Origin of the sequence: Pseudomonas sp. B1(2018) (assembly GCF_003097365.1) — a bacterium.
GTDB lineage: Bacteria > Pseudomonadota > Gammaproteobacteria > Pseudomonadales > Pseudomonadaceae > Aquipseudomonas > Aquipseudomonas laurylsulfatiphila.
Genome location: NZ_PYUK01000002.1, coordinates 306,554 through 326,272, shown reverse-complemented (window position 1 = coordinate 326,272; position 19,719 = coordinate 306,554). Strand labels below are relative to the sequence as shown.

General features: G+C 60.2%; 21 protein-coding genes. 5 read left to right on the top strand and 16 right to left on the bottom strand.

Features of this window, described 5'->3' with window-relative positions:
* Nucleotides 1–30: 30 nt before the first annotated feature.
* A complete protein-coding gene (ubiA, locus tag C9422_RS04020; RefSeq protein ID WP_116579770.1) occupies nt 31–921 on the bottom strand; it encodes a 4-hydroxybenzoate octaprenyltransferase in 891 nt (296 codons plus the stop codon).
* Nucleotides 921–1,484 (bottom strand): chorismate lyase, encoded by a 564-nt coding sequence (locus tag C9422_RS04015; RefSeq protein WP_116579769.1) that lies wholly within the window; start codon nt 1,482–1,484, stop codon nt 921–923. Before C9422_RS04015 ends, ubiA begins: the two co-directional genes overlap by 1 nt.
* 199 nt (nt 1,485–1,683) lie before the next feature.
* Between C9422_RS04015 and C9422_RS04010 the strand changes: the two genes are divergently transcribed.
* The 3 genes from C9422_RS04010 (at nt 1,684) to C9422_RS04000 (ending at nt 3,491) form a co-directional block, all read left to right on the top strand.
* Nucleotides 1,684–1,854: a rubredoxin gene (locus tag C9422_RS04010; RefSeq protein WP_007975200.1), complete on the top strand. Its 171-nt coding sequence runs from the start codon at nt 1,684–1,686 to the stop codon at nt 1,852–1,854.
* An 18-nt stretch (nt 1,855–1,872) separates the two neighbouring features.
* Nucleotides 1,873–3,021: an NAD(P)/FAD-dependent oxidoreductase gene (locus C9422_RS04005; RefSeq protein WP_116579768.1), complete on the top strand. Its 1,149-nt coding sequence runs from the start codon at nt 1,873–1,875 to the stop codon at nt 3,019–3,021.
* A gap of 194 nt (nt 3,022–3,215) precedes the next feature.
* Nucleotides 3,216–3,491 (top strand): HU family DNA-binding protein, encoded by a 276-nt coding sequence (locus tag C9422_RS04000; RefSeq protein WP_003195589.1) that lies wholly within the window; start codon nt 3,216–3,218, stop codon nt 3,489–3,491.
* A 121-nt stretch (nt 3,492–3,612) separates the two neighbouring features.
* Here C9422_RS04000 and C9422_RS03995 read toward each other — a convergent pair whose 3' ends face one another.
* From C9422_RS03995 to C9422_RS03985, 3 genes are all read right to left on the bottom strand, one after another.
* Nucleotides 3,613–4,230, bottom strand: coding sequence for a GAD-like domain-containing protein (locus C9422_RS03995; protein WP_116579767.1), 618 nt, complete (start codon nt 4,228–4,230; stop codon nt 3,613–3,615).
* 14 nt (nt 4,231–4,244) lie between these two features.
* Nucleotides 4,245–5,594: a DUF6861 domain-containing protein gene (locus tag C9422_RS03990; RefSeq protein ID WP_116579766.1), complete on the bottom strand. Its 1,350-nt coding sequence runs from the start codon at nt 5,592–5,594 to the stop codon at nt 4,245–4,247.
* 297 nt (nt 5,595–5,891) lie between these two features.
* Entirely contained in the window at nt 5,892–6,269 is a 378-nt protein-coding gene (locus C9422_RS03985; protein ID WP_116579765.1) for a DUF6124 family protein, read from the bottom strand.
* Between the two features lie 563 nt (nt 6,270–6,832).
* Here C9422_RS03985 and C9422_RS03980 point away from each other — a divergent pair.
* Nucleotides 6,833–7,216: a helicase gene (locus tag C9422_RS03980; RefSeq protein WP_116579764.1), complete on the top strand. Its 384-nt coding sequence runs from the start codon at nt 6,833–6,835 to the stop codon at nt 7,214–7,216.
* A gap of 97 nt (nt 7,217–7,313) precedes the next feature.
* On the opposite strand, the gene C9422_RS03975 is transcribed toward C9422_RS03980, so the two are convergent.
* The 6 genes from C9422_RS03975 to exbB form a co-directional block, all read right to left on the bottom strand.
* On the bottom strand, nt 7,314–8,714 hold the full coding sequence (locus tag C9422_RS03975) for an aminoacyl-tRNA deacylase and HDOD domain-containing protein (protein WP_116579763.1): 1,401 nt from the start codon (nt 8,712–8,714) through the stop codon (nt 7,314–7,316).
* Between the two features lie 78 nt (nt 8,715–8,792).
* Nucleotides 8,793–10,868: an ATP-dependent DNA helicase RecG gene (gene recG / locus C9422_RS03970; protein WP_116579762.1), complete on the bottom strand. Its 2,076-nt coding sequence runs from the start codon at nt 10,866–10,868 to the stop codon at nt 8,793–8,795.
* A gap of 9 nt (nt 10,869–10,877) precedes the next feature.
* Entirely contained in the window at nt 10,878–11,807 is a 930-nt protein-coding gene (locus C9422_RS03965; RefSeq protein WP_095964342.1) for a hydrogen peroxide-inducible genes activator, read from the bottom strand.
* Between the two features lie 186 nt (nt 11,808–11,993).
* Entirely contained in the window at nt 11,994–12,743 is a 750-nt protein-coding gene (locus tag C9422_RS03960) for an energy transducer TonB (protein WP_116579761.1), read from the bottom strand.
* A complete protein-coding gene (gene exbD, locus C9422_RS03955; protein ID WP_007975187.1) occupies nt 12,740–13,168 on the bottom strand; it encodes a TonB system transport protein ExbD in 429 nt (142 codons plus the stop codon). The genes C9422_RS03960 and exbD overlap by 4 nt, the downstream gene beginning before the upstream one ends.
* A 6-nt stretch (nt 13,169–13,174) precedes the next feature.
* On the bottom strand, nt 13,175–14,149 hold the full coding sequence (exbB, locus tag C9422_RS03950) for a tonB-system energizer ExbB (protein ID WP_116579760.1): 975 nt from the start codon (nt 14,147–14,149) through the stop codon (nt 13,175–13,177).
* 188 nt (nt 14,150–14,337) lie between these two features.
* Between exbB and C9422_RS03945 the strand changes: the two genes are divergently transcribed.
* Entirely contained in the window at nt 14,338–15,192 is an 855-nt protein-coding gene (locus C9422_RS03945; protein WP_116579759.1) for an SDR family oxidoreductase, read from the top strand.
* A 90-nt stretch (nt 15,193–15,282) separates the two neighbouring features.
* Here the strand turns inward: C9422_RS03945 and C9422_RS03940 are convergent, their stop codons facing one another.
* The 5 genes from C9422_RS03940 to gmk all read right to left on the bottom strand — a co-directional run bounded on the left by C9422_RS03940 (nt 15,283) and on the right by gmk (nt 19,708).
* Nucleotides 15,283–16,023, bottom strand: coding sequence for a hypothetical protein (locus C9422_RS03940; protein ID WP_116579758.1), 741 nt, complete (start codon nt 16,021–16,023; stop codon nt 15,283–15,285).
* Nucleotides 16,024–16,090: 67 nt separating this feature from the next.
* On the bottom strand, nt 16,091–16,471 hold the full coding sequence (locus C9422_RS03935) for a RidA family protein (protein WP_003229509.1): 381 nt from the start codon (nt 16,469–16,471) through the stop codon (nt 16,091–16,093).
* A 22-nt stretch (nt 16,472–16,493) separates the two neighbouring features.
* The gene (gene spoT / locus C9422_RS03930) at nt 16,494–18,599 is read right to left on the bottom strand and encodes a bifunctional GTP diphosphokinase/guanosine-3',5'-bis pyrophosphate 3'-pyrophosphohydrolase (RefSeq protein WP_007975182.1); all 2,106 of its coding nucleotides are present in this window, start codon (nt 18,597–18,599) and stop codon (nt 16,494–16,496) included.
* A gap of 57 nt (nt 18,600–18,656) precedes the next feature.
* Nucleotides 18,657–18,920, bottom strand: a complete 264-nt coding sequence (gene rpoZ, locus C9422_RS03925) for a DNA-directed RNA polymerase subunit omega (RefSeq protein WP_007921129.1) — start codon at nt 18,918–18,920, stop codon at nt 18,657–18,659.
* Nucleotides 18,921–19,087: 167 nt separating this feature from the next.
* Nucleotides 19,088–19,708: a guanylate kinase gene (gene gmk / locus C9422_RS03920; RefSeq protein WP_116579757.1), complete on the bottom strand. Its 621-nt coding sequence runs from the start codon at nt 19,706–19,708 to the stop codon at nt 19,088–19,090.
* Nucleotides 19,709–19,719 lie beyond the last annotated feature (11 nt).

Here is a 19,719-nt window from a genome sequence, read left to right as displayed (position 1 = left end):
AACTGCCCAAGGCTGCGATCTTTTCAACGGTCAACGCAGTGCGTAATCCAGCACAATTCCGACGAAAATCGCCAAGCCCGCCCAGTGATTGTGCAAAAACGCCTTGAAGCAACGCATCCGGTCCTTGTCGCGGGTGTACCAGAACTCCCACGCAAAGCAGCCCGCCGCCACCAGTAATCCGAGGTGGAACCAGCCACCCAGGTCGAACTTCGAACCCGCCAGCAACAGGCAACCGAGCGCCAGCCCTTGCAGGGTCAGGATGATCACCCGGTCTGCATCACCGAACAGGATTGCCGTGGACTTCACGCCGATCTTGAGGTCGTCATCGCGGTCGGTCATCGCGTAATACGTGTCGTAGCCCACGGTCCACATCAGGTTGGCGATCCACAGCAGCCATGCCGCAGCCGGCAATTCACCGGTTTCTGCGGTGAACGCCATCGGCATCCCCCACGAAAATGCGGCACCCAGCACCACTTGCGGGTAATAGGTGTAGCGCTTCATGAAGGGGTAACTGAACGCCAACGCCAGGCCGCCCAAAGACAGCCAGACGGTCGCGGCGTTGGTGCAAAGTACCAGCAGGAAGCTCACGCCCATCAGCAAGGCGAAGAACACCAGCGCCTCTTTCGAGCTGATCTTGCCGCTCACCAGCGGGCGCTGCTCGGTACGTTTCACATGACCATCGACCTTGCGGTCCGCCCAGTCGTTGATCACGCAGCCACCGGCGCGGGTCAGCACTACGCCCAGGACGAAAATCACGATGTTGGCCAGGGACGGCGAACCCTTGCCGGCAATCCACAGCGCCCACAGTGTCGGCCAAAGCAGCAGGTAAATGCCGATCGGCTTGTCCATCCGCGTCAGCTGAATGAAGTCCCAGGCCCGAGGGTTCAAGCGGTTCAAGGACTTGAGCAGGCTTTGGTACATCAGAGATTCTCCGATTGGGCGCGTGCGGCGTCCCACAGGGAAGGCAGGAAAATTTCGGCGACCAGGACACTCAACGCGCCGCGGTCAAAGCGTGAACGGCGACCCCATAGTTCTGGCGCCCGCACCTCGCTCGGCAGCCATTCTTGAGGATAATGACAAACCTCGATGGCCCGACGCTGAAAGGCTTGGTCGCAGAACAGCAATTCCCCCAGGGAGCGGCTGCCCAATTCGTCCATGTGCAAACCGTCGCCTTGCAATGCACTGCGTGCCGCGACGCTGCGGGCGAACACCCAGGCTTCACCATGACCGCGCAGATACACCTCGCGCACCCAACCTTCACTGCCGTCGGCCAGGTTCAGTGCTGCGCATTCGTCGGCGCGCAGGGTTTGCCAGCCTTCGAACATTGGCGAGACGCTGAAGGCATCATTCGACAGATGAATCAGGCGTCGAGTAAGTGAGCCTTCGTCGAACAGCCAGTCCAGGATGGAGGCATCGGGGAGGGGCGCCAGTTCGCTGCGCGAGAGCCAGAGGGGAGCTGGAGAGGGGGATTCTGTGTGTTGCACAATGAGTCATTATTGGCAGCAAATGAGGCGGCGAGCTTAACATGTCAGCCACCGATATCGATTGAATTGGCCTGCCGTTGCGCCGAACAGGCTTGCATCCGGCGGCATCGATCAGTACAAAACGCGCTGAGCTGGACGGCAGTGCTACAACCATCGACCGTCCGGCCGGCAAAACGCCTGAACCCTGAGGAAGTACCTGATGAAAAAGTGGCAATGTATCGTCTGCGGCCTGATCTACAACGAAGCCGACGGTTGGCCGGATGACGGCATTGCGCCGGGCACCCGTTGGGAAGACGTGCCGGAAGACTGGCTGTGCCCGGACTGCGGTGTGGGCAAAATGGATTTTGAAATGATCGAAATCGCTGCCTGAATAATTGAGGAGTAAGGAATGAACGCACCTGTCGTTATCATTGGCACCGGTCTGGCTGGCTACAACGTCGCCCGTGAGTTTCGCAAGCTCGACAGCGAAACCCCGCTGCTTTTGATTACCGCCGATGACGGGCGCTCTTACTCCAAGCCGATGCTCTCCACCGGCTTCGGCAAAAACAAGGACGCCGACGGCCTGAGCATGGCCGAACCCGGCGCCATGGCCGAACAACTCAAGGCCGAAATACGCACCCACACGCGCATCAGCGGCATTGACCCGGGCCACAAGCGCCTGTGGATCGGGGAAGAGGCGGTGATGTACCGCGACCTGATCCTGGCCTGGGGCGCCGAAACCGTGCGCGTGCCCATTGAAGGCGATGCGGCGGATTGCGTATTCCCGATCAACGACCTGGAAGATTACGCACGCTTCCGTGCGGCAGCCGCTGGCAAGCGCCGCGTGCTGCTGCTCGGCGCCGGCCTGATCGGCTGCGAGTTCGCCAACGACCTGACCTTGGGCGGCTACGAGGTGCAACTGGTTGCGCCGTGCGAGCAAGTCATGCCGACCCTGTTGCACCCGGCGGCTGCGGCAGCGGTGCAGGCTGGCCTGGAAAGCCTCGGCGCACGTTTCCACCTCGGGCCGGTGCTCAATCGTCTGCAACGCGTGGCGGACGGTCTGGAAGCGCACCTGTCAGATGGCCAGGTGATCCCGTGCGACGTGGTGGTCTCGGCCATTGGCCTGCGCCCGCGCGTCGACCTGGCGGCAGCGGCCGGTTTGCAGGTCAACCGCGGCATCATGGTCGACCGGCACCTGAAGACCTCCCACGCCAACATCTACGCCCTGGGCGATTGTGCCGAGGTCGATGGGTTGAACCTGCTGTACGTAATGCCCCTGATGAGCTGTGCACGAGCGCTGGCGCAAACCCTCTCCGGAAACCCGACCGCCGTCACCTATGGCCCGATGCCGATCACCGTCAAAACACCGGTGTGCCCGCTGGTGGTGTCCCCGCCGCCACGGGGCGCGGAAGGCATCTGGACCGTCGAAGGGCAGGGCGCCGACATCAAGGTTTTATGCCGCGATGCCGCAGGCAAACTGCTCGGTTATGCCCTCACAGGCGCCGCCGTGATGGAAAAACTGGCCCTGAACAAAGAGCTTCCAGCCCTGTTGGCATAAATACCGGTCGTTCTGTCGGAATCACCCCCCTTTTGCCCTAACAATGGCCGCGCCGATACTGGCGCGGGGCCTCACTGCGTGCCATCCTCACTCCCGTCTGCCGCAGAGTAGAGCACCTGCGGCGCTTTTGGCGCTGCTCCGCAGAGAGCAGCACGGACATAACAACAACAAACCGTCAAAGGGGCTTCACTCACATGCGTAAACCAGACCTCGCTGCAGCCATTGCTGAAAAAGCAGACCTCACCAAAGAACAAGCCAACCGCGTTCTCAACGCCGTTCTTGAAGAAATCACCGGTGCCCTGCACCGCAAAGACAGCGTGACGCTGGTGGGCTTTGGCACCTTCCTGCAACGCCATCGCGGTGCCCGCACCGGCAAAAACCCGCAAACCGGTGAGCCCGTCAAAATCAAGGCCAGCAACACCGTTGCGTTCAAGCCAGGCAAGTCGTTGAAAGACAGCGTCAATCCGTAAGCCGTTTTCGCCTCTTGCGTAGCGGGGGGTGGAATAAAAAATGGGCACGCCAACCAGGGTTGGGTGCCCATTTTTTGTGGGGTTAACAGAGATTGTTGAAATCCGTCCCCTGAAATCTGGTTTAAAGGTCTGAAAAACTATAGGGCTGAAGCTCGGTGATCTGAGACAGCAGAATCAGATGCTCCACCGCCTTCACCTTCTCTAGATGATCGAGGGTGTCCGGGCCGCCGAACATCAGCGCTGGAACAAAGCCGTACATCTCGTCGTGACGCAGGGTGCCGAGCTTTTTCTTCGCGGGTTTGAATAGGTCGCCATAATCGTTGGAGTCCACATTCCTGGAAAGCAGAAAACCTTGTAGTTCTCTGTCCATCTCGTCACTCGTAATTTCGAAATCATCAAAAACACATCGAGAAAGCACACTGGTTATTTTGAGAGAGGCACCCGTTTTTTCGCCCCACAGGTACAAGTCACCGAAGGCGCTACGAGCAATCAGGTGGTAAGCATCACGTTCTTCATATTTCGTCCCTTCAAGCCAAGACGTCACTACCCCATCGTACTCTTGGGGATTCACTATCCAAAAAATGCCGTCACCGTATCCGCACCAGCCGTGTTCGGCCCAGTATTCCAATAACTGATTGGGTAACTTGCCTCTATAGCGCTCAATACTTGATGCTGGGACTTCCTGCCGATCAACAGGTCCGCCAAATTTCTCTAAAAACCGGGCAAATATCTTGTCCATGTGATGGCTCCTTATTAGCACTTATGTAGTTTTACATTGAGAAAAGTTGACTCTCGCATTGATTGGGGTATGGCCTCAGCAGCAGCCTTCAAATTTGCGATTTTCGGTCCCCACTGAGGGCCGATACTGGAATTCACTTGTCGATCACCAAAGTCCGCAATGATGTCCTTGCCGCCAGCACTTAGATCAGGATTATGCAGCCCTGCAAGACTTGACATTGTTTCCTTGGCTTTTGTGATAGCAAGCTCTTCTGCTTCAAGCGGGCTCATGTTTTTTTGATATTCCCTTTGAAAGCGCTCTTGCAATTTATCTCGTAAATCCTTTCGGGCCAACGTAGCTGCCGCCCGACTACGCTTCACCGGATTGGCAATATTCTCCAGATATTCATCAATCGTCAGCCGATTCAGCCCGTCCTCTTGCCCCTTCAACTGCCGCTCGAACTCTCCGATTTTAGACGCCGGCATCTTGTCCGCTTTGAAGCATTCGACTTTATGAAGCGGCATGGCGTTCGGTTTGTCACGGGGCGAGTCTTTGTCTTTTCCGCGTGGGCGATTTGCGGGTGACGCAGTTTCCTGCGGGCCAAGTGCACCTCTGCGGGGCTCTGCGGTTTGCAGGTCTGGTCGTTTTTTCAGTGCCTCTTCATGCTTGAGCATCCATTCGCCAAGCCGTGCCCCTTTGGGGCTTGCTCGCATTTCCTGGGCGAGGACGTTTACATTACCTCGACCACGCGTAATGTAAGCGACGATGGCTCCCAGCAGCAGGACGACAACCTCCACATGCCCCAATGCGATCTGATGGGCTGCCCTGCCTTGAGCAAAAGAATCGTCCCGGTTGAACGGGTTCAACCCTCTCTCGCCACGAGGGCCACTCCACGCGATGTTGATGCCCGTCAGGTAATACTCGCCAATGCGCGGCAATCCCTCGACGAAAAACTCAGCGATGGACGTCAGACCAAGTATCCCTAATATCCAGGTGCTGACGTGCAATCCCATTGCGGCGCCAGCGGCACCCATGGGAATGGCACCTGCCCCTCCGAGGAATGCGCCCACTCCCGCGCCAATTGCCCCTCCGGTCAGCACACTGCCGGCGACGATCATTGCCATTTGAGTAACGACTTCGATCAACTCGTTGAGGATGCTGGAGATGTCGAGGTCAGAGAACCGTTGCCTCAATAGGCGGCCGGCTTCCCACTCGGCTTGGTTGAATGCGTAGCGGACACTCTTGATCCGTCGGATGTTCAGAGAAAGGGAGGGGGCAGGTTCGTTGAAATGCGTGCGAAAGCTGGCTCCTCCCTGGTAACCCATTTCATGGGTTATACGTTTTTCAATCTCGTGCCACGTGGGCACGATTTGCCATAAAAACATTCGAGTGTCTCCCTGACAGTTCGCCCGTTCGTGGACTAGTAATTCCGGTGTCCATGACCGAAATACGCTAACAAGAACTTGGAGGAGGTGATGTAGGAAGACTCTCCTTCAGCGGTCGGAAACTTCCTGCGTTTCAGAATGTTGCATGTCTTAAAGCGGAACGATCCAAGCTGGCACCTGGATTGTTTCCTGGAGGCGTGGCGCGGGTGAATTTGATGGCGAACAACGTGATACGGAGCCAAAGAAACCCCCGATTGCTGGTGACAACAAACGGGTTTGTTTTTTCTGCTTTGCGAGTCAGATGATTCTGTTTTTTTGCTGGGTGATAATCGCTGCCATTTCCGGTTCGTCCAGATGATCCAGTGCTTGCTCAACTAGCAAATGCACCCCGTCAGCCATGCGACTGATCGCCAGGGCTACTGAACGGCGGGAGCCGTTTACATCATCGGCAAGGTCAGCGGCGATGGCGCTGATGGACAGCAGATCTTCCGAGGCGTTGGCCAGGAGTGCTTCGGTATTGATGCCTGGGCAGACGCTGAAAAGTTGGCTGTTACGTTTCGGTTGTTTCTGTTCCGTTTGGGTGGTGTGGTGATCGGGGGCGCGTTCTGCGGCTTCTTGGAGCTCTTTGGTATCAAGGGCTTCGTTTTCTGGGGGATTTGGTGTTGGCTTGATCATTGGTGTTGTACCGATTTGAGAGCTAACACCATTTCGCTTGCACTTCGAAAGAGGTGGCAGCTGTGTATAGGTGTGCAAGACCGGAATCGGTAAACCGGCAGATCGAAAGATCTCCCACACACAGCCGCCATAATGATCCGCGAGCATAGAAAAACGCTCAATCAATAGCCATTACCGATTGTGTGCCGATTCCGGACTTGCACGTCCGAATCACCGATTTTGCGGTGACTTAAAGAGGTTATCGGTACCGGTCAAAATCGCCTAGTTCACGCATGGCTCGGCGTTGCGAAGGAAATGTCCGAGAAGTCTGCGGGGTGCAAGATCAAAAGATCGCAGCCTGCGGCAGCTCCTACAGGAATGTGTTTCTGCAGGTGTAAGGGCGTCGCAGTATGCATTCCCGCTATGGAGCATGGGGCGAATGACGAGATGATGTAAAAGCGTGACTTGGTAGTCATCATGCGGGAAATATGGCTTATCTTCTTCTAACGCATCTAGATGGTGGCGTTCTTGTTTTAAGTCGCTAAACTGCCCCGGCCGTTCATTTTCCTTCTGAGGCTGTGCGCATGAAATTTCGTTTTCTGCTGTGGATGCTGGGTTTTTTGATGGGCAAGGCCAGCCGGACCAATCCGGCGTTTCAGCAGCAGTTGGGTGACAAGGACCTGGTGTTCCAGCTGCAGACCCTGGACGGGAAAGTGGCGCGGCAATTCCGCGTGAAGGACCAGCGCATCACCAGCCAATCGGGTGTGCATGCCGAGCCGGCGTTTGCGATTGCCTTCAAGGACGCCGCGTATGGCTTTGCCACGATGCAGGCGAAGAACAAGCAATTGGCGTTCATGACGGGGATTCAGGACAAGTCGATCCAGATCAAGGGCAACCCGGCGCTGGTGATCTGGTTCCAGGGGCTGACCAAGTATTTGAAGCCGAAGAAGGCGAAGCCCAAGGCTTGAGGTCTTTCAGTTAGACCGAGTGATATTCATCGCGGGCAAGCCCGCTCCCACAGGATTTAAGCGATCCCTGTGGGAGCGGGTTTGTCCGCGATGCTGTTCAGCCCTGGCTGAATTGCGACGCCAGTTCACGCAGCAGCACTTCAGCTTCCAGCACTTTGCTGACCACGTCTTCGGCCTTGGCGCGGCTCAGGCCGAGGCGTTCCAATAGTGCGTCCGGGATGCCTTCGTCGGGGCCGGAGCCGATGCCTCGGCTGCGTAGCAGGCGCACCGACAGGCAGACAAGGTTCGGGTATTCGGCGTAGGTGCCGTCGTAGGCCGGGTCGTGCTGGAAGCGCAGGGCGGTGGACAGCTCTTCGGGCATGTCCCAGTAGCGCATCAGCCACGAGCCGATCTGCTCACGGCTGATGCCCAGCAGGTGTTGTTCCACGAAGCTGTGGCACAGATGCGGGTTGACCTCCAGGTGGCGGCAGATCAGCGAGAAGTGTGGCGGGAACACGTGGGCCAGCAGCAGATAGCCGAAGTTGTGCAGCAGGCCGGCCAGGTAGGTCAGGCCGGCTTCCGGGCGCTGCGTGCGCGGCATGGCGCGGGTCAGGCCTTCGATGACGGCGGCGGTGTAGATGGATTGCTGCCAGTACGGCGTGGTTTGTTGCGGGTGGTCCTTGGGCAGGCTCAGGGTTTTACCCAGGGCCAGGCCCAGCGCCAGGTTGATCACCAGGTCGAAGCCCAGCACGCGCACGATGGCGTCTTCCACGGAACGGATCTTGCCCGGCGAGGCGTAGTACGGTGACGCCGCCCAGCTCACGACTTGCGCGGCCAGCGCTGGGTCGGTTTCGACCACGCCGGTGATGTCGTCGATGGTGGCGTTGGGGTCGACACGCAGCTTGATGATCTTTTGCGCGGTTTCGGCCAGCGGCGGAATCTCGATGGTCTCTTCCAGGCGCTGCTGGATGCGCCGCGCGGTAAACGCCTGGACGGCCTGGGTGATTTCCTTGCGGTCGTCATCGGGGCGGTCGAGGTTCGGACGGATGCTGCTCAGGTTTTCGCCGAAGTTGGCGGCGCTGGCTTTGGTCAGCATGGTCTTGAAGTCTTCGCTGGAGACTTCCAGCAGCACGCCCGGCTCACCAGAGTTGACCAGCAACTTCGGCTCACGCAGCAGGCTTTCGTCGTACAGGCAGGGTGAACTGGTCAGCGCCGGCAGGCCCGGCAGCAAGCTGAGGTTGTGCTTGCCGAGCATTTTTTTCAGGCGCTCGGTGGGTACGGCAGTGAGGCGGCGACCGGTGAGTTCGGTCAGGCGATTGAGGTCCAGCAACTGGCTCTGCGGGAACAGCACCATCAACGCGCCGACGCTGTCATCGAGCAGAACAGCCTGCACTTTGCGCGCGGCATTGAGGCCGTGATGGTCCAGCACTTCTTCGTAGGCAATGCCCAACTTGCCCAGCATCAGCCGAATAACCGACGGAGCGTGCGGGGTATCGGGTGCGAAGGCAACGTCGGTCATGGTCTGTATCCGTGATTAAACAATTGCAGAAGTATAACCAGCTTGCCTAAGGCCACGCCTCAGAAACTGTGACGGTTGTCACACTTGGCCGTATTGTTGGCCATGACGCAGCCAGCGGTCGAGTAGCGGGCTGACATGGGTCGGCCAGCGTTCGAGCAATGCCTGGGCCGCATCCCGCACGGCGGGCAGCAAATCGGCATCGCGCATCAGATCGGCGACCTTGAATTGAAGCAGCCCGGTTTGGCGGGTGCCGAGCATTTCGCCGGGGCCGCGCAATTCCAGGTCCTTTTCGGCGATGACAAAACCATCGTTGGTTTCGCGCATGATGCCCAAGCGCTGGCGGCCGATCTGCGACAGCGGCGGATGGTAGAGCAGCACGCAATGGCTGACGGCGCTGCCGCGGCCGACGCGGCCGCGCAACTGATGCAATTGCGCCAGGCCCAGGCGCTCGGGGTTTTCGATGATCATCAGACTGGCGTTGGGCACGTCCACGCCCACTTCGATCACCGTGGTCGCGACCAGCAGTTGCAGGTTGCCAGCCTTGAACTCGGCCATCACCGCGGCTTTTTCCGCAGGTTTCATGCGGCCGTGGATCAGCCCGACCTTCAGCTCGCCGAGGGCGGCGGTCAGGTCCTCGAAGGTAGTTTCGGCGGCCTGGCAGGTCAGCTCTTCCGACTCTTCGATCAGCGTGCACACCCAATAGGCTTGACGCCCTTCGGCGCAAGCGCTGCGCACCCGCTCGATGACTTCGACCCGCCGGGTGTCGGTGATCAGCACAGTGTTGACCGGGGTTCGGCCGGGGGGCAGTTCGTCGAGGATCGAGGTGTCGAGGTCGGCGTAGGCGCTCATGGCCAGCGTGCGCGGAATCGGCGTGGCGGTCATGATCAACTGGTGCGGACACATGCGTCCGCCGACGCCTTTCTGGCGCAGGGCCAGACGCTGCTGCACGCCGAATCGGTGCTGTTCGTCGATGATCACCAGCGCCAGGTTCTTGAATTGCACTTCGTCCTGGAACAGCGCGTGAGTGCCGACCACCATGGGCGTGCCGCTGGCGATCTGCTCCAGCGCGGCGATGCGGTTCTTGCCCTTGAGCTTGCCGGCGAGCCACGCGACTTCGATGCCCAGCGGTTCGAGCCAGCGCTTGAAGGTGATGAAGTGCTGCTCGGCGAGAATCTCGGTGGGCGCCATCAGTGCGACCTGATAACCGGCCTCCAGCGCTTGCAGCGCGGCAAGGGCGGCGACCACGGTTTTGCCGGCGCCGACGTCGCCCTGGATCAGCCGTAGCATGGGCTCGTGCTGGCTGAGGTCGTAGGCGATTTCGTTACCGACCCGTTGCTGGGCGCCGGTCGGGCTGAAGCCGAGGTTGGCCAGGTATTTGGCCGGCAGTCGCGTGGCTTTGGGCATCGCGGGCGCACGCAGGGAGCGCATGCTTTCGCGCAGGCGCTGTTGCGACAGTTGATGGGTCAGCAGTTCTTCGAAAGCCAGGCGGTGCTGCGCCCAGTGGTGACCGAGAGCGAGTTCATCGACGTCGGCATCGGCGGGCGGGTTGTGCAGGTAGCGGATTGCATCGGCCAGTGGTGCCAGTTGGTAGTCGCGGGCCAGCTCGTTCGGCAGCCAGTCGGGCAGGCTGCTGGGGCCGAGCAGGGTGAGGGTCTGCATGCACAACTGGCGCAGGCGCTGTTGGGTCAGACCTTCGGTGAGGGGGTAGACCGGAGTCAGGGTTTCATCCACCGGCGGTGGTTCGTCGCCAGTGATGGCGCGATATTCCGGGTGGTAGATTTCCAGCCCCGAAGCACCGGGCCGTGCCTCGCCGTAGCAGCGAATCCGCGTGCCGCGTTTGAGGCCTTCTTTCTGCGCATTGCTGAAATGGTAGAAGCGCAGGCTGAGTCCGCCAGTGCCGTCCTGCAAGCGCACCACGAGGCTGCGCCGACGGCCCATGACCACATCGGCGCCGCTGACCGTGCCTTCGATGACTGCATCCTGCCCGGGTCGCAGCGCGCCGATCGGGACCACACGGGTGCGATCCTGATAGCGCAGGGGCAAGTGAAACAACACGTCCTGGAGGTTTTCCAGGCCGACCTTGGCCAGTTTCTCGGCCATGGCTTCACCGACACCCTTGAGTGCCGTCACCGACACTTGCGACAACTCGCTCATGACCGTCGCTTAGCCCGCAGCGACCTGCGCCGCTGGCTTGGCCACCGAGCACAGGCGAATGGAGTCGGCGAGGATTTCAATCGCCTTCGGACGCGGGAAACTGGCGCGCCAGGCAATGGCCACGGTGCGGAACGGCACGGGTGCCGACAACGGACGCACCTCGATCACGCCTGGGGCGTAGTGATGGCTGTCGACTGCCGACAACGGCAGGATCGAAATCCCCAGGCCGGATGCGACCATGTGGCGAATGGTTTCCAGGGAGCTGGATTCCACCGTGGTGTGCTTGGCGCCGTCGTTGCCTTTGGTCAGGGTCGGGCAGGCTTCCAGTACCTGATCGCGGAAGCAGTGGCCTTCGCCGAGCAGCAGCAGGCTCTTGTCGTTGAGCAGGTTGGCGTCGATGGACTCTTTTTGCGTCCACGGGTGCTGGGCCGGCATCAGCACGTAGAACGGCTCGTCGTAGAGCTGCAGGGTCAGCACATCGGCTTCGCTGAACGGCAGGGCGATGATGATCGCGTCGAGTTCGCCATTGCGCAGTTTGTCGCGCAGCACGTGGGTGAAGTTTTCTTCGATGTACAACGGCATCTGCGGGGCGACCCGGTGCAGTTGTGGAATCAGGTGCGGGAACAGGTACGGCCCGACGGTGTAGATCGCGCCGACTTTAAGCGGTGCGGTCAACTGGTTCTTGCCGGCCTGGGCCAGTTCGCGGATGCCCTGGGCCTGTTCCAGCACCTTTTGCGCCTGGGCCACGATGCCTTCGCCGACCGGCGTCAGGCGCACGGCGCTTTTGCTGCGCTCGAAAATCAGCACACCGAGTTCGTCTTCAAGCTTTTTCACGCCCACCGAAAGGGTCGGCTGGCTGACGTGGCAACGCTCGGCCGCGTGGCCGAAGTGCTGCTCTTGGGCGAGGGTAACGATGTAGCGTAATTCTGTGAGGGTCATAGCAAGCGTCCATGAATTTGCGTGCCAAGCATACCGGCTGCAATCGATAGACGCACGTTATCAGACTGAACGTGTCGGGTGACACCGGGCAATGCGAAAGGCAAAAAAGATCGCAGCCTGCGGCAGCTCCTACACAGGTCAATGTGATCCCTGTAGGAGTTGCCGCAGGCTGCGATCTTTTGATTGTTACCGGCGGCGTTTTTCCAGCGAATACACAAAAGGTGCAACGATTTCGATGGAGCCATTGGTCAGCATGTCGGCCGGCGGCTTGGGCAGCGGTTGAGCGCGGCGGATCATTTCCAGGGTGGCCCGGTCCAGATCGGCGGTGCCCGAGGCGCCTACCAGCTCAAACGACAACACATTGCCTTCGGCATCCACGACGAAACGCAGGCGGTTCATGCCTTCCTTGCCCCGTGCCTGTGCACTGGCCGGGTACTTTTTGTACTTCTGCAGGTGCGCCAGCAGCGTGCCTTGCCAACTGGCCTTGGCCGCCAGTTGAGCGGGTGAAGGGCCCGGTGCAGGCTGAGCGGATTTCTCCGTTGGCGCCTGAGTCTGTTGCGTTTCGGCAGGCTTTTCTTCGGCCGGTTTTTCCTTCGGCGGTTCGGGTTTCTTCTCTACCGGCTTGGGCGGCTGTGGCTTCGGCTTTGACTTGACGGGTTTGGGCACGGCAATTTCAGCTTTCGGCGCTTCGGCGAGCTTGGGGATCGGCAGTTCTTCAACCGGAGCCGGTGGCTGCGGTGGGGTGACGACCTTCGGCGGAGCAGGCGGTGGCGGGGCAGGGACCGGTGCCAGTTCGACCATCATTGCCTGGGGCGGCAATTCGATGGGCGGGCGGGCGGACCAGTTCAGCGCCAGCGCGATGGCCAGCGCGTGAACGCCCAGCACCACAGCCAGGCTACCGCTGTAACGCGTCAGCTTATGGCGCGTCGTGATCATTTCTTGGCTGCCGTCTCGAGTCCGACCAGACCTACCTTCAGGTAACCGGCCGATCGCAGGTTGTCCATCACGCTCATCAGGTCGCCGTAATCCACGCCTTTGTCGGCCTGGAAGAAGATCGTCGTGTCTTTTTTGCCCTGGGTCCTGGCGTCGAGGGTGGCGCCGAGTGCTTCGGCCTTCACTTCGTCTTCACCGAGGAACAGGCGCTGGTCAGCCTTGACGCTGAGGAACACCGGTTTCTCTGGCCGCGGCGCCGGTTTGGCGGTGGAAGCGGGCAGGTCGACCTTGATGTCCACGGTGGCCAGCGGGGCCGCCACCATGAAGATGATCAACAGCACCAGCATCACGTCGATGAACGGCGTGACGTTGATTTCGTGGTTTTCGGACAGATCGTCGTCTGCCCCTTCTTTCAAATGCAGGCCCATGGCCGATTACCCCACTTTCACCATGTGCGGTTGCGAGCTGCGCTCAGGCTGGTGGTCGAGGTCGCGGCTGACCAGCAGCAGGACCTGTGCCGACGCGTCGGACACCTGAGCTTTGTAACCGGCGATGGAGCGGGCGAAGACGTTGTAGATCACGACCGCAGGGATCGCTGCAACCAGGCCCAGTGCGGTGGCCAGCAGGGCTTCGGCGATGCCGGGAGCGACGACGGCGAGGTTGGTGGTCTGGGTTTTGGCGATGCCGATGAAGCTGTTCATGATGCCCCACACGGTACCGAACAGGCCGACGAAGGGCGCGGTGGAACCGATGGTCGCCAGCACGCCGGTGCCGCTGCTCATGTTGCGACCGCAGGCCGCGACCAGGCGCTCAAGGCGGAAGCTGACACGCTCCTTGATGCCTTCTTTCTCGCGGCTGTTGACCGACAGGCGCATCTCTTCGAGAGCATCGTGCACCAGCAGGTTGGCGAGGGTGCCTTCCTTCGCCGCCGTGGCGCTGGCTTCCTTGAGGGAGGTGGATTTTTTCAGTTGAGCGATTTCGCCGCGCAGGCGACGCTTGGCGCCCATCAGCTCAAGACCCTTGGCGATCCAGATGGTCCAGGTGATGATCGAGGCGATGGCCAGGCCGATCATCACGATTTTCACGATGATGTCGGCATTCTTGTACATGCCCCACGGCGACAGGTCATGGGCCATGCCCAGAGTGTTGTCGGCTTCAAGGACTTCAGGAACGTCTTCACCCAGATTATCTGTCGGCGCTGCCTGGGCAGGATCCGTCGCGACGGGAGCAACGGCCGGGGCGGCGTGATCAGCCGGTGCAGGGGCTGCGGCGGCGGCCGGAGTCGCTGGCGGCTGGGCATCGGCGAAAGCCGCGACTGGCGCGAGCATCAGGCTGAGGAACAGGGCGGCCACCGCGCTCCAGGCGCGAGGTCGTTTGGTTGGCGAAGCGGAGAGTTGATTACGTGTCATGCTGGCCGGACCTGAGAGAAAAAACGGGTGATGTTCTTCCAGGCCTCGAAGGGCCGAGAACAAAAGTGGGGCGTATTATTGCAATTAATTCTTGTTAACAGAAGTAATAGCGTCTCTTTTTTTCCTGCGTTGCTAGCCGCCTGTCTGTTGCCGGCGCTAGTCTGTGGCTTTGCGATGGGAGTTTTCTGATGTCTGCGCCTACTGTTTTGATCGCCGGCTGCGGTGATGTTGGCAGCCGCCTGGCCACACAATTGCTGGCAGCGGGGTGGGAGGTTCATGGCCTGCGGCGGGATGTTTCACGCCTGCCCGCGGGCGTCATCGGCGTTGCCGGTGATTTGTTCAACAAGGACTGCCCGGCCACTTGGCCGATCGGTGCCGTGGATTACCTGGTGTATTGCGCGGCAGCCACCGATCACGACGAGGCCGGCTACCGTGCTGCCTATGTCCAGGGGCTGGAGCATGTGCTGGAGTGGCTGAACGACTACGGTCAGGTGCCCAATCGCTTGTTGTTTGTGTCCAGCAGCAGTGTTTACGGGCAGCAGGATGGCGAGTGGGTCGATGAGCGTTCGTCTACGGTGGCGTCAGGTTATTCTGGACGTGTGATGCTTGAGGCCGAGCAGATCGCGCTCAAGAGCGGTATCCCCGCTAGTGTCGTGCGACTGACCGGCATCTACGGCCCGGGGCGTGAGTGGTTGCTGACTCAGGTCCGCCGGGGTTATCGCGTGGCGGTCGAACCACCGTTGTATGCCAACCGGATCCATGCGGACGATGCCGCAGGGTTGATGGCCTGCCTGCTTGAGGCGGACCGGCGAGGCGTGGCGCTGGAGGATGTCTACATCGGCGTCGATGACGAGCCGGCAGCGCTGGCCGATGTGGTGGGCTGGCTTCGCGAGTATCTGGGCGTGACCGAATGGGACGAGGATTCAAGCGTGCGGCGCACCGGTAGCAAGCGCTGCAGTAATGCGCGGGCCAAGGCTTTGGGCTGGACGCCGAAGTATCCGAGCTTCCGTGAGGGGTATGCGGCGATTCTTGAAGGGCGCTGAACAACAAAAAAGATCGCAGCCTTCGGCAGCTCCTACAGGTGTTTGCATGACCCTGTAGGAGCTGCCGAAGGCTGCGATCTTTTCAGATGGTTACTGTTTTTCCAGCAGCCACTTCCGATCTCCGGGCGTGTACTGAGGCATCTCGTCCGCCTGCGCCGTGTTCACGGTCTGGAAAATCTCCAGTTCCTTGCCCTTGCGCGCAAAGATCCAGGCGTTTCCTTGCCCATTGAGCTGCAGCCACATGTTGTCGTTGCCGCCACTCATCGAGGCGCAGTCGCCGGCCAGGCACAGCGCATAACGGTCAGTACCCGGCAGGCCGGTCACCTGGCCGTCGGCCTGGAATTGCACGGTGTCGCCTTCGCCGGGGCCGCTGACGACTTTCCAGCTACCGCCCATGTAGGCCGAATACAGCGCGCGTTCGAAGCTGGCGCCCAGCGGTGCGCCATCCGGAACCGGGATCAATGCCCGGTCGAAGACCTGGGCCGATTCGTTTTCGGTCGCGGTCTGGCTCAATTGTTTGCCGTCGCGCTTCAGCTCACTGCCGGAGCTGCCATAAAAATCGACTTTCCAGAGGCCGGATTCTTCACCCTGCAGCTTGCCTTCGACGTTTTCAAAGCCGTTGGTGTAGCGGGCCTGGCCGGCCTTGGTGTTGATGTCCCATTCCAGGTTCGGGCCATAGGCCTGGAGCGCTTCACGCAGGGGGACGCCTTTGGCGGCGGCATCGATCGCCACCTGATTGATCCAGGTGCCGCTGATATCACGATCGGCAGGGTTGCTGGCACATCCGCCCAGGAGTAGGGCGAGCAGCGAGAGAACAAGCGCATTGCGCATGGTGGAATCCTTTCAAGCTTTCTTTACAGCAGAGCAGTCGGCGCAGCCCCAGGCTGCGCCGTGCACATTACTCGATGACCAGGATGGCATCCATTTCAACCTGCGAACCCTTTGGCAGGGCTGCAACGCCGATGGCGGCGCGGGCAGGGTAAGGCTGGTCGAAGTACTTGCCCATGATCTCGTTGACCTTGGCGAAGTGGCTCAGGTCGGTGAGGAAGATGTTCAGCTTGACGATGTCCTTGAACGAACCGCCGGCTGCTTCGGCTACAGCCTTGAGGTTCTCGAACACCTGGACGGTCTGGGCTTCGAAGCCTTCGACCAGTTCCATGGTTTTCGGGTCCAGGGGAATCTGACCCGACATGTAAACGGTGTTGCCAGCCTTGATCGCCTGGGAGTAAGTACCGATGGCGGCCGGGGCCTTGTCGCTGGTGATAACAGTCTTGGTCATGAATGACTCCTTGTAAGTGGGCTTAAGCGCGCATGCGGGTGATGCGGATCACCCCGGTCAAGGCGCGCAGTTTCTTGATCACGCGGGCCAGGTGCACGCGGTCGTGCACGCTGACCACCAACTGGACCACGCTGATGCGACCATCGCGTTCGTCCATGCTGATTTTCTCGATGTTGCCGTCGGCGGCGTTGACACTACTGGCCAGCAGGGCAATCAGGCCGCGCTGGTGTTCCAGTTCGACGCGCAGTTCGACGTTGAATTCGCCGGTGACATCCTTGGCCCACGAGAGCTGGATGCATTTTTCCGGGTTGTGGCGGATTTCGCTGATGTTGCGGCAGTTGTCCAGGTGCACGACCATGCCTTTGCCCGCGGACAGGTGGCCGACAATCGGGTCGCCCGGGATCGGCGTGCAGCACTTGGCGTAGCTGAGTACCAGGCCTTCGGTGCCGCGAATCGCCAGCGGGCCTTCCGGGCTTGGCAGCTGTTCGCCTTCGCCGAGCAGTCGGCGAGCCACCACATAGGCCATGCGATTGCCCAGGCCGATGTCTTCGAGCAAATCCTCGATCAGTTCGAGGCGGTACTCGGCGAGCATCGCCTTGACGCGTTCGGCCGGGATTTTCTCCAGCGCGCTGTCGAATCCGTTGAGGACCTTGTTCAGCAGGCGTTCGCCGAGGCTGATGGATTCGGAGCGGCGTTGCAGCTTCAGGGCATGGCGGATGTGCGTGCGCGCCTTGCCGGTGACCACGAAGTTGAGCCACGCCGGGTTCGGCCGTGCGCCAGGAGCGCTGACGATTTCGACCGTGGAGCCGCTTTGCAGCGGTTCGGACAGCGGTGCGAGGCGACGGTTGATCCGGCAGGCAATGCAGCTGTTGCCCACGTCGGTATGCACGGCGTAAGCGAAGTCGACCGCCGTGGAGCCCTTGGGCAGCTCCATGATCCGGCCTTTGGGCGTGAACACGTAGACCTCGTCCGGGAACAGGTCGATCTTCACGCTTTCGATGAATTCCAGCGAGTTGCCGGCACGTTGCTGCATTTCCAGCACGCCCTTGACCCACTGGCGGGCGCGGGCATGGGTGCCTTTTGGCTGCTCGTCGCCGCTGGATTTGTACAGCCAATGGGCGGCGATGCCATTGTTGGCCATCTCTTCCATTTCACGGGTGCGGATCTGGATCTCGATCGGAACACCGTGCATGCCGAACAGTGTGGTGTGCAGCGACTGGTAGCCGTTGGCCTTGGGGATCGCGATGTAATCCTTGAAGCGCCCCGGCAGTGGTTTGTACAAGTTATGTACAGCACCCAGCACGCGGTAGCAGGTATCGACCTTGTCGACGATGATCCGGAACGCGTAGACGTCCATGATTTCGTTGAAGGCCCGACGCTTGCCGCGCATTTTCTTGTAGATGCCGTAGAGGTGTTTCTGGCGACCGCTGACCTCGCCCTGGATGCCGTCGATGGCCAGGCAGTGGCTTAAGGATTCTTCGATCTTGTTGACGATTTCCTTGCGGTTGCCCCGGGCGCGCTTGACGGCCTGGTAGATCCGCGCGGAACGCATCGGGTGCATGGCCTTGAAGCCGAGGTCTTCGAATTCTATGCGGATGGCGTGCATGCCCAGCCGGTTGGCGATGGGTGCATAGATTTCCAGGGTTTCCTTGGCGATGCGCCGGCGTTTTTCACCGGACAGCACTTCCAGTGTGCGCATGTTGTGCAGGCGGTCGGCCAGCTTGACCAGGATCACGCGAATGTCGCGGGCCATGGCCATGGCCATTTTCTGGAAGTTTTCGGCCTGGGCCTCGGCCTTGGTCTCGAAGTTCATCTGGGTCAGTTTGCTGACCCCGTCGACCAGTTCGGCCACGGTTTCGCCGAACTGCGCTTGCAGCGCTTCCTTGGCAATACCGGTGTCTTCGATCACGTCATGCAGCATGGCGGCCATCAGGCTCTGATGGTCCATGTGCATGTCGGCAAGAATATTCGCCACCGCGAGTGGGTGCGTGACGTACGCCTCGCCGCTACGGCGGCGTTGGCCGTCGTGGGCTTGTTCGGCGTAGAAATACGCTCGGCGGACCAGGTTGACCTGGTCCTTGCCGAGGTAGGTCGATAAGCGATCGGCGAGGGCGTCTATGCTCGGCATGATGTCTCCTGCCGTAAGCTGTGTTCCCGCGCCGTGCTACGTCGACCAGGCATAGGCTTAGACGGCCTCGTTGGACTCGTCCTCGAATGCAGCAAAAAGCGGTTCATCTTCAACGATTTCGGCTTCGGCGATAGCTGCGTAGTCGATCAGGCCTTCAGCGATTTCGCGCAGGGCGACGACGGTAGGTTTGTCGTTTTCCCATGCTACTTTCGGCTCTTTGCCGCCGGTGGCCAGTTGACGGGCACGCTTGGTAGAGAGCATGACCAGCTCAAAGCGGTTATCCACGTGTTCTAGGCAGTCTTCAACGGTTACGCGGGCCATGGTCTTCCTCGTAGCAAATGCAATATGCGCGCTGCCCGGATGGGCGAGCGGACTCAACAGTTTAAAAAATCACCAGCGATTAGGGAAGCGCTGATTTTTTGACCAAGCCCTTCAACGCGCTGCAAGTGCCAATGTAAAGCCCTTGCAGCGGTTTTGGGAAGAGCTGATTAACCGAGCAATTCAGCCAGCAATTTGCCGTGACGCTGCTGCTGACGCTTCTGGATCAGCTGATTGGCGCGGAAAATCGCCTTCAGGTCGTGCAGAGCGTGGGCGAAATCGTCGTTGATGATCAGGTAATCGTAGTCGACGTAATGGCTCATTTCGCTGACGGCTTCGCGCATCCGGCCGTCAATGATCTCGTCGCTGTCCTGGCCGCGGTTGGTCAGGCGCTGGTGCAAGGCCTGCAGTGACGGCGGCAGGATGAAGATCGAGCGAGCCTGCGGCATCAGCTTGCGCACTTGCTCGGCACCTTGCCAGTCGATTTCCAGGATCAGGTCGTGGCCTTCGTCCAGGGTCTGCTGCAGGTGGCTTTGCGAGGTGCCATAGAGATTGCCGAACACTTCGGCGCGCTCGAGGAAGTCCCCGTGTTCGATCATCTTCACGAACTCTTCGCGCGAGACGAAGTTGTAGTTCACGCCGTCCACTTCGCCCGGGCGCATGGCACGGGTGGTGTGGGAGACCGACACGCGGATCTCCGGATTGGCGTCGGTCAAAGCCTTGACCAGGCTGCTCTTGCCCGCGCCCGAAGGGGCGGAAATGATGTAAAGGGTGCCAGTGCTGTGGGTCATGTCGGGGTAGC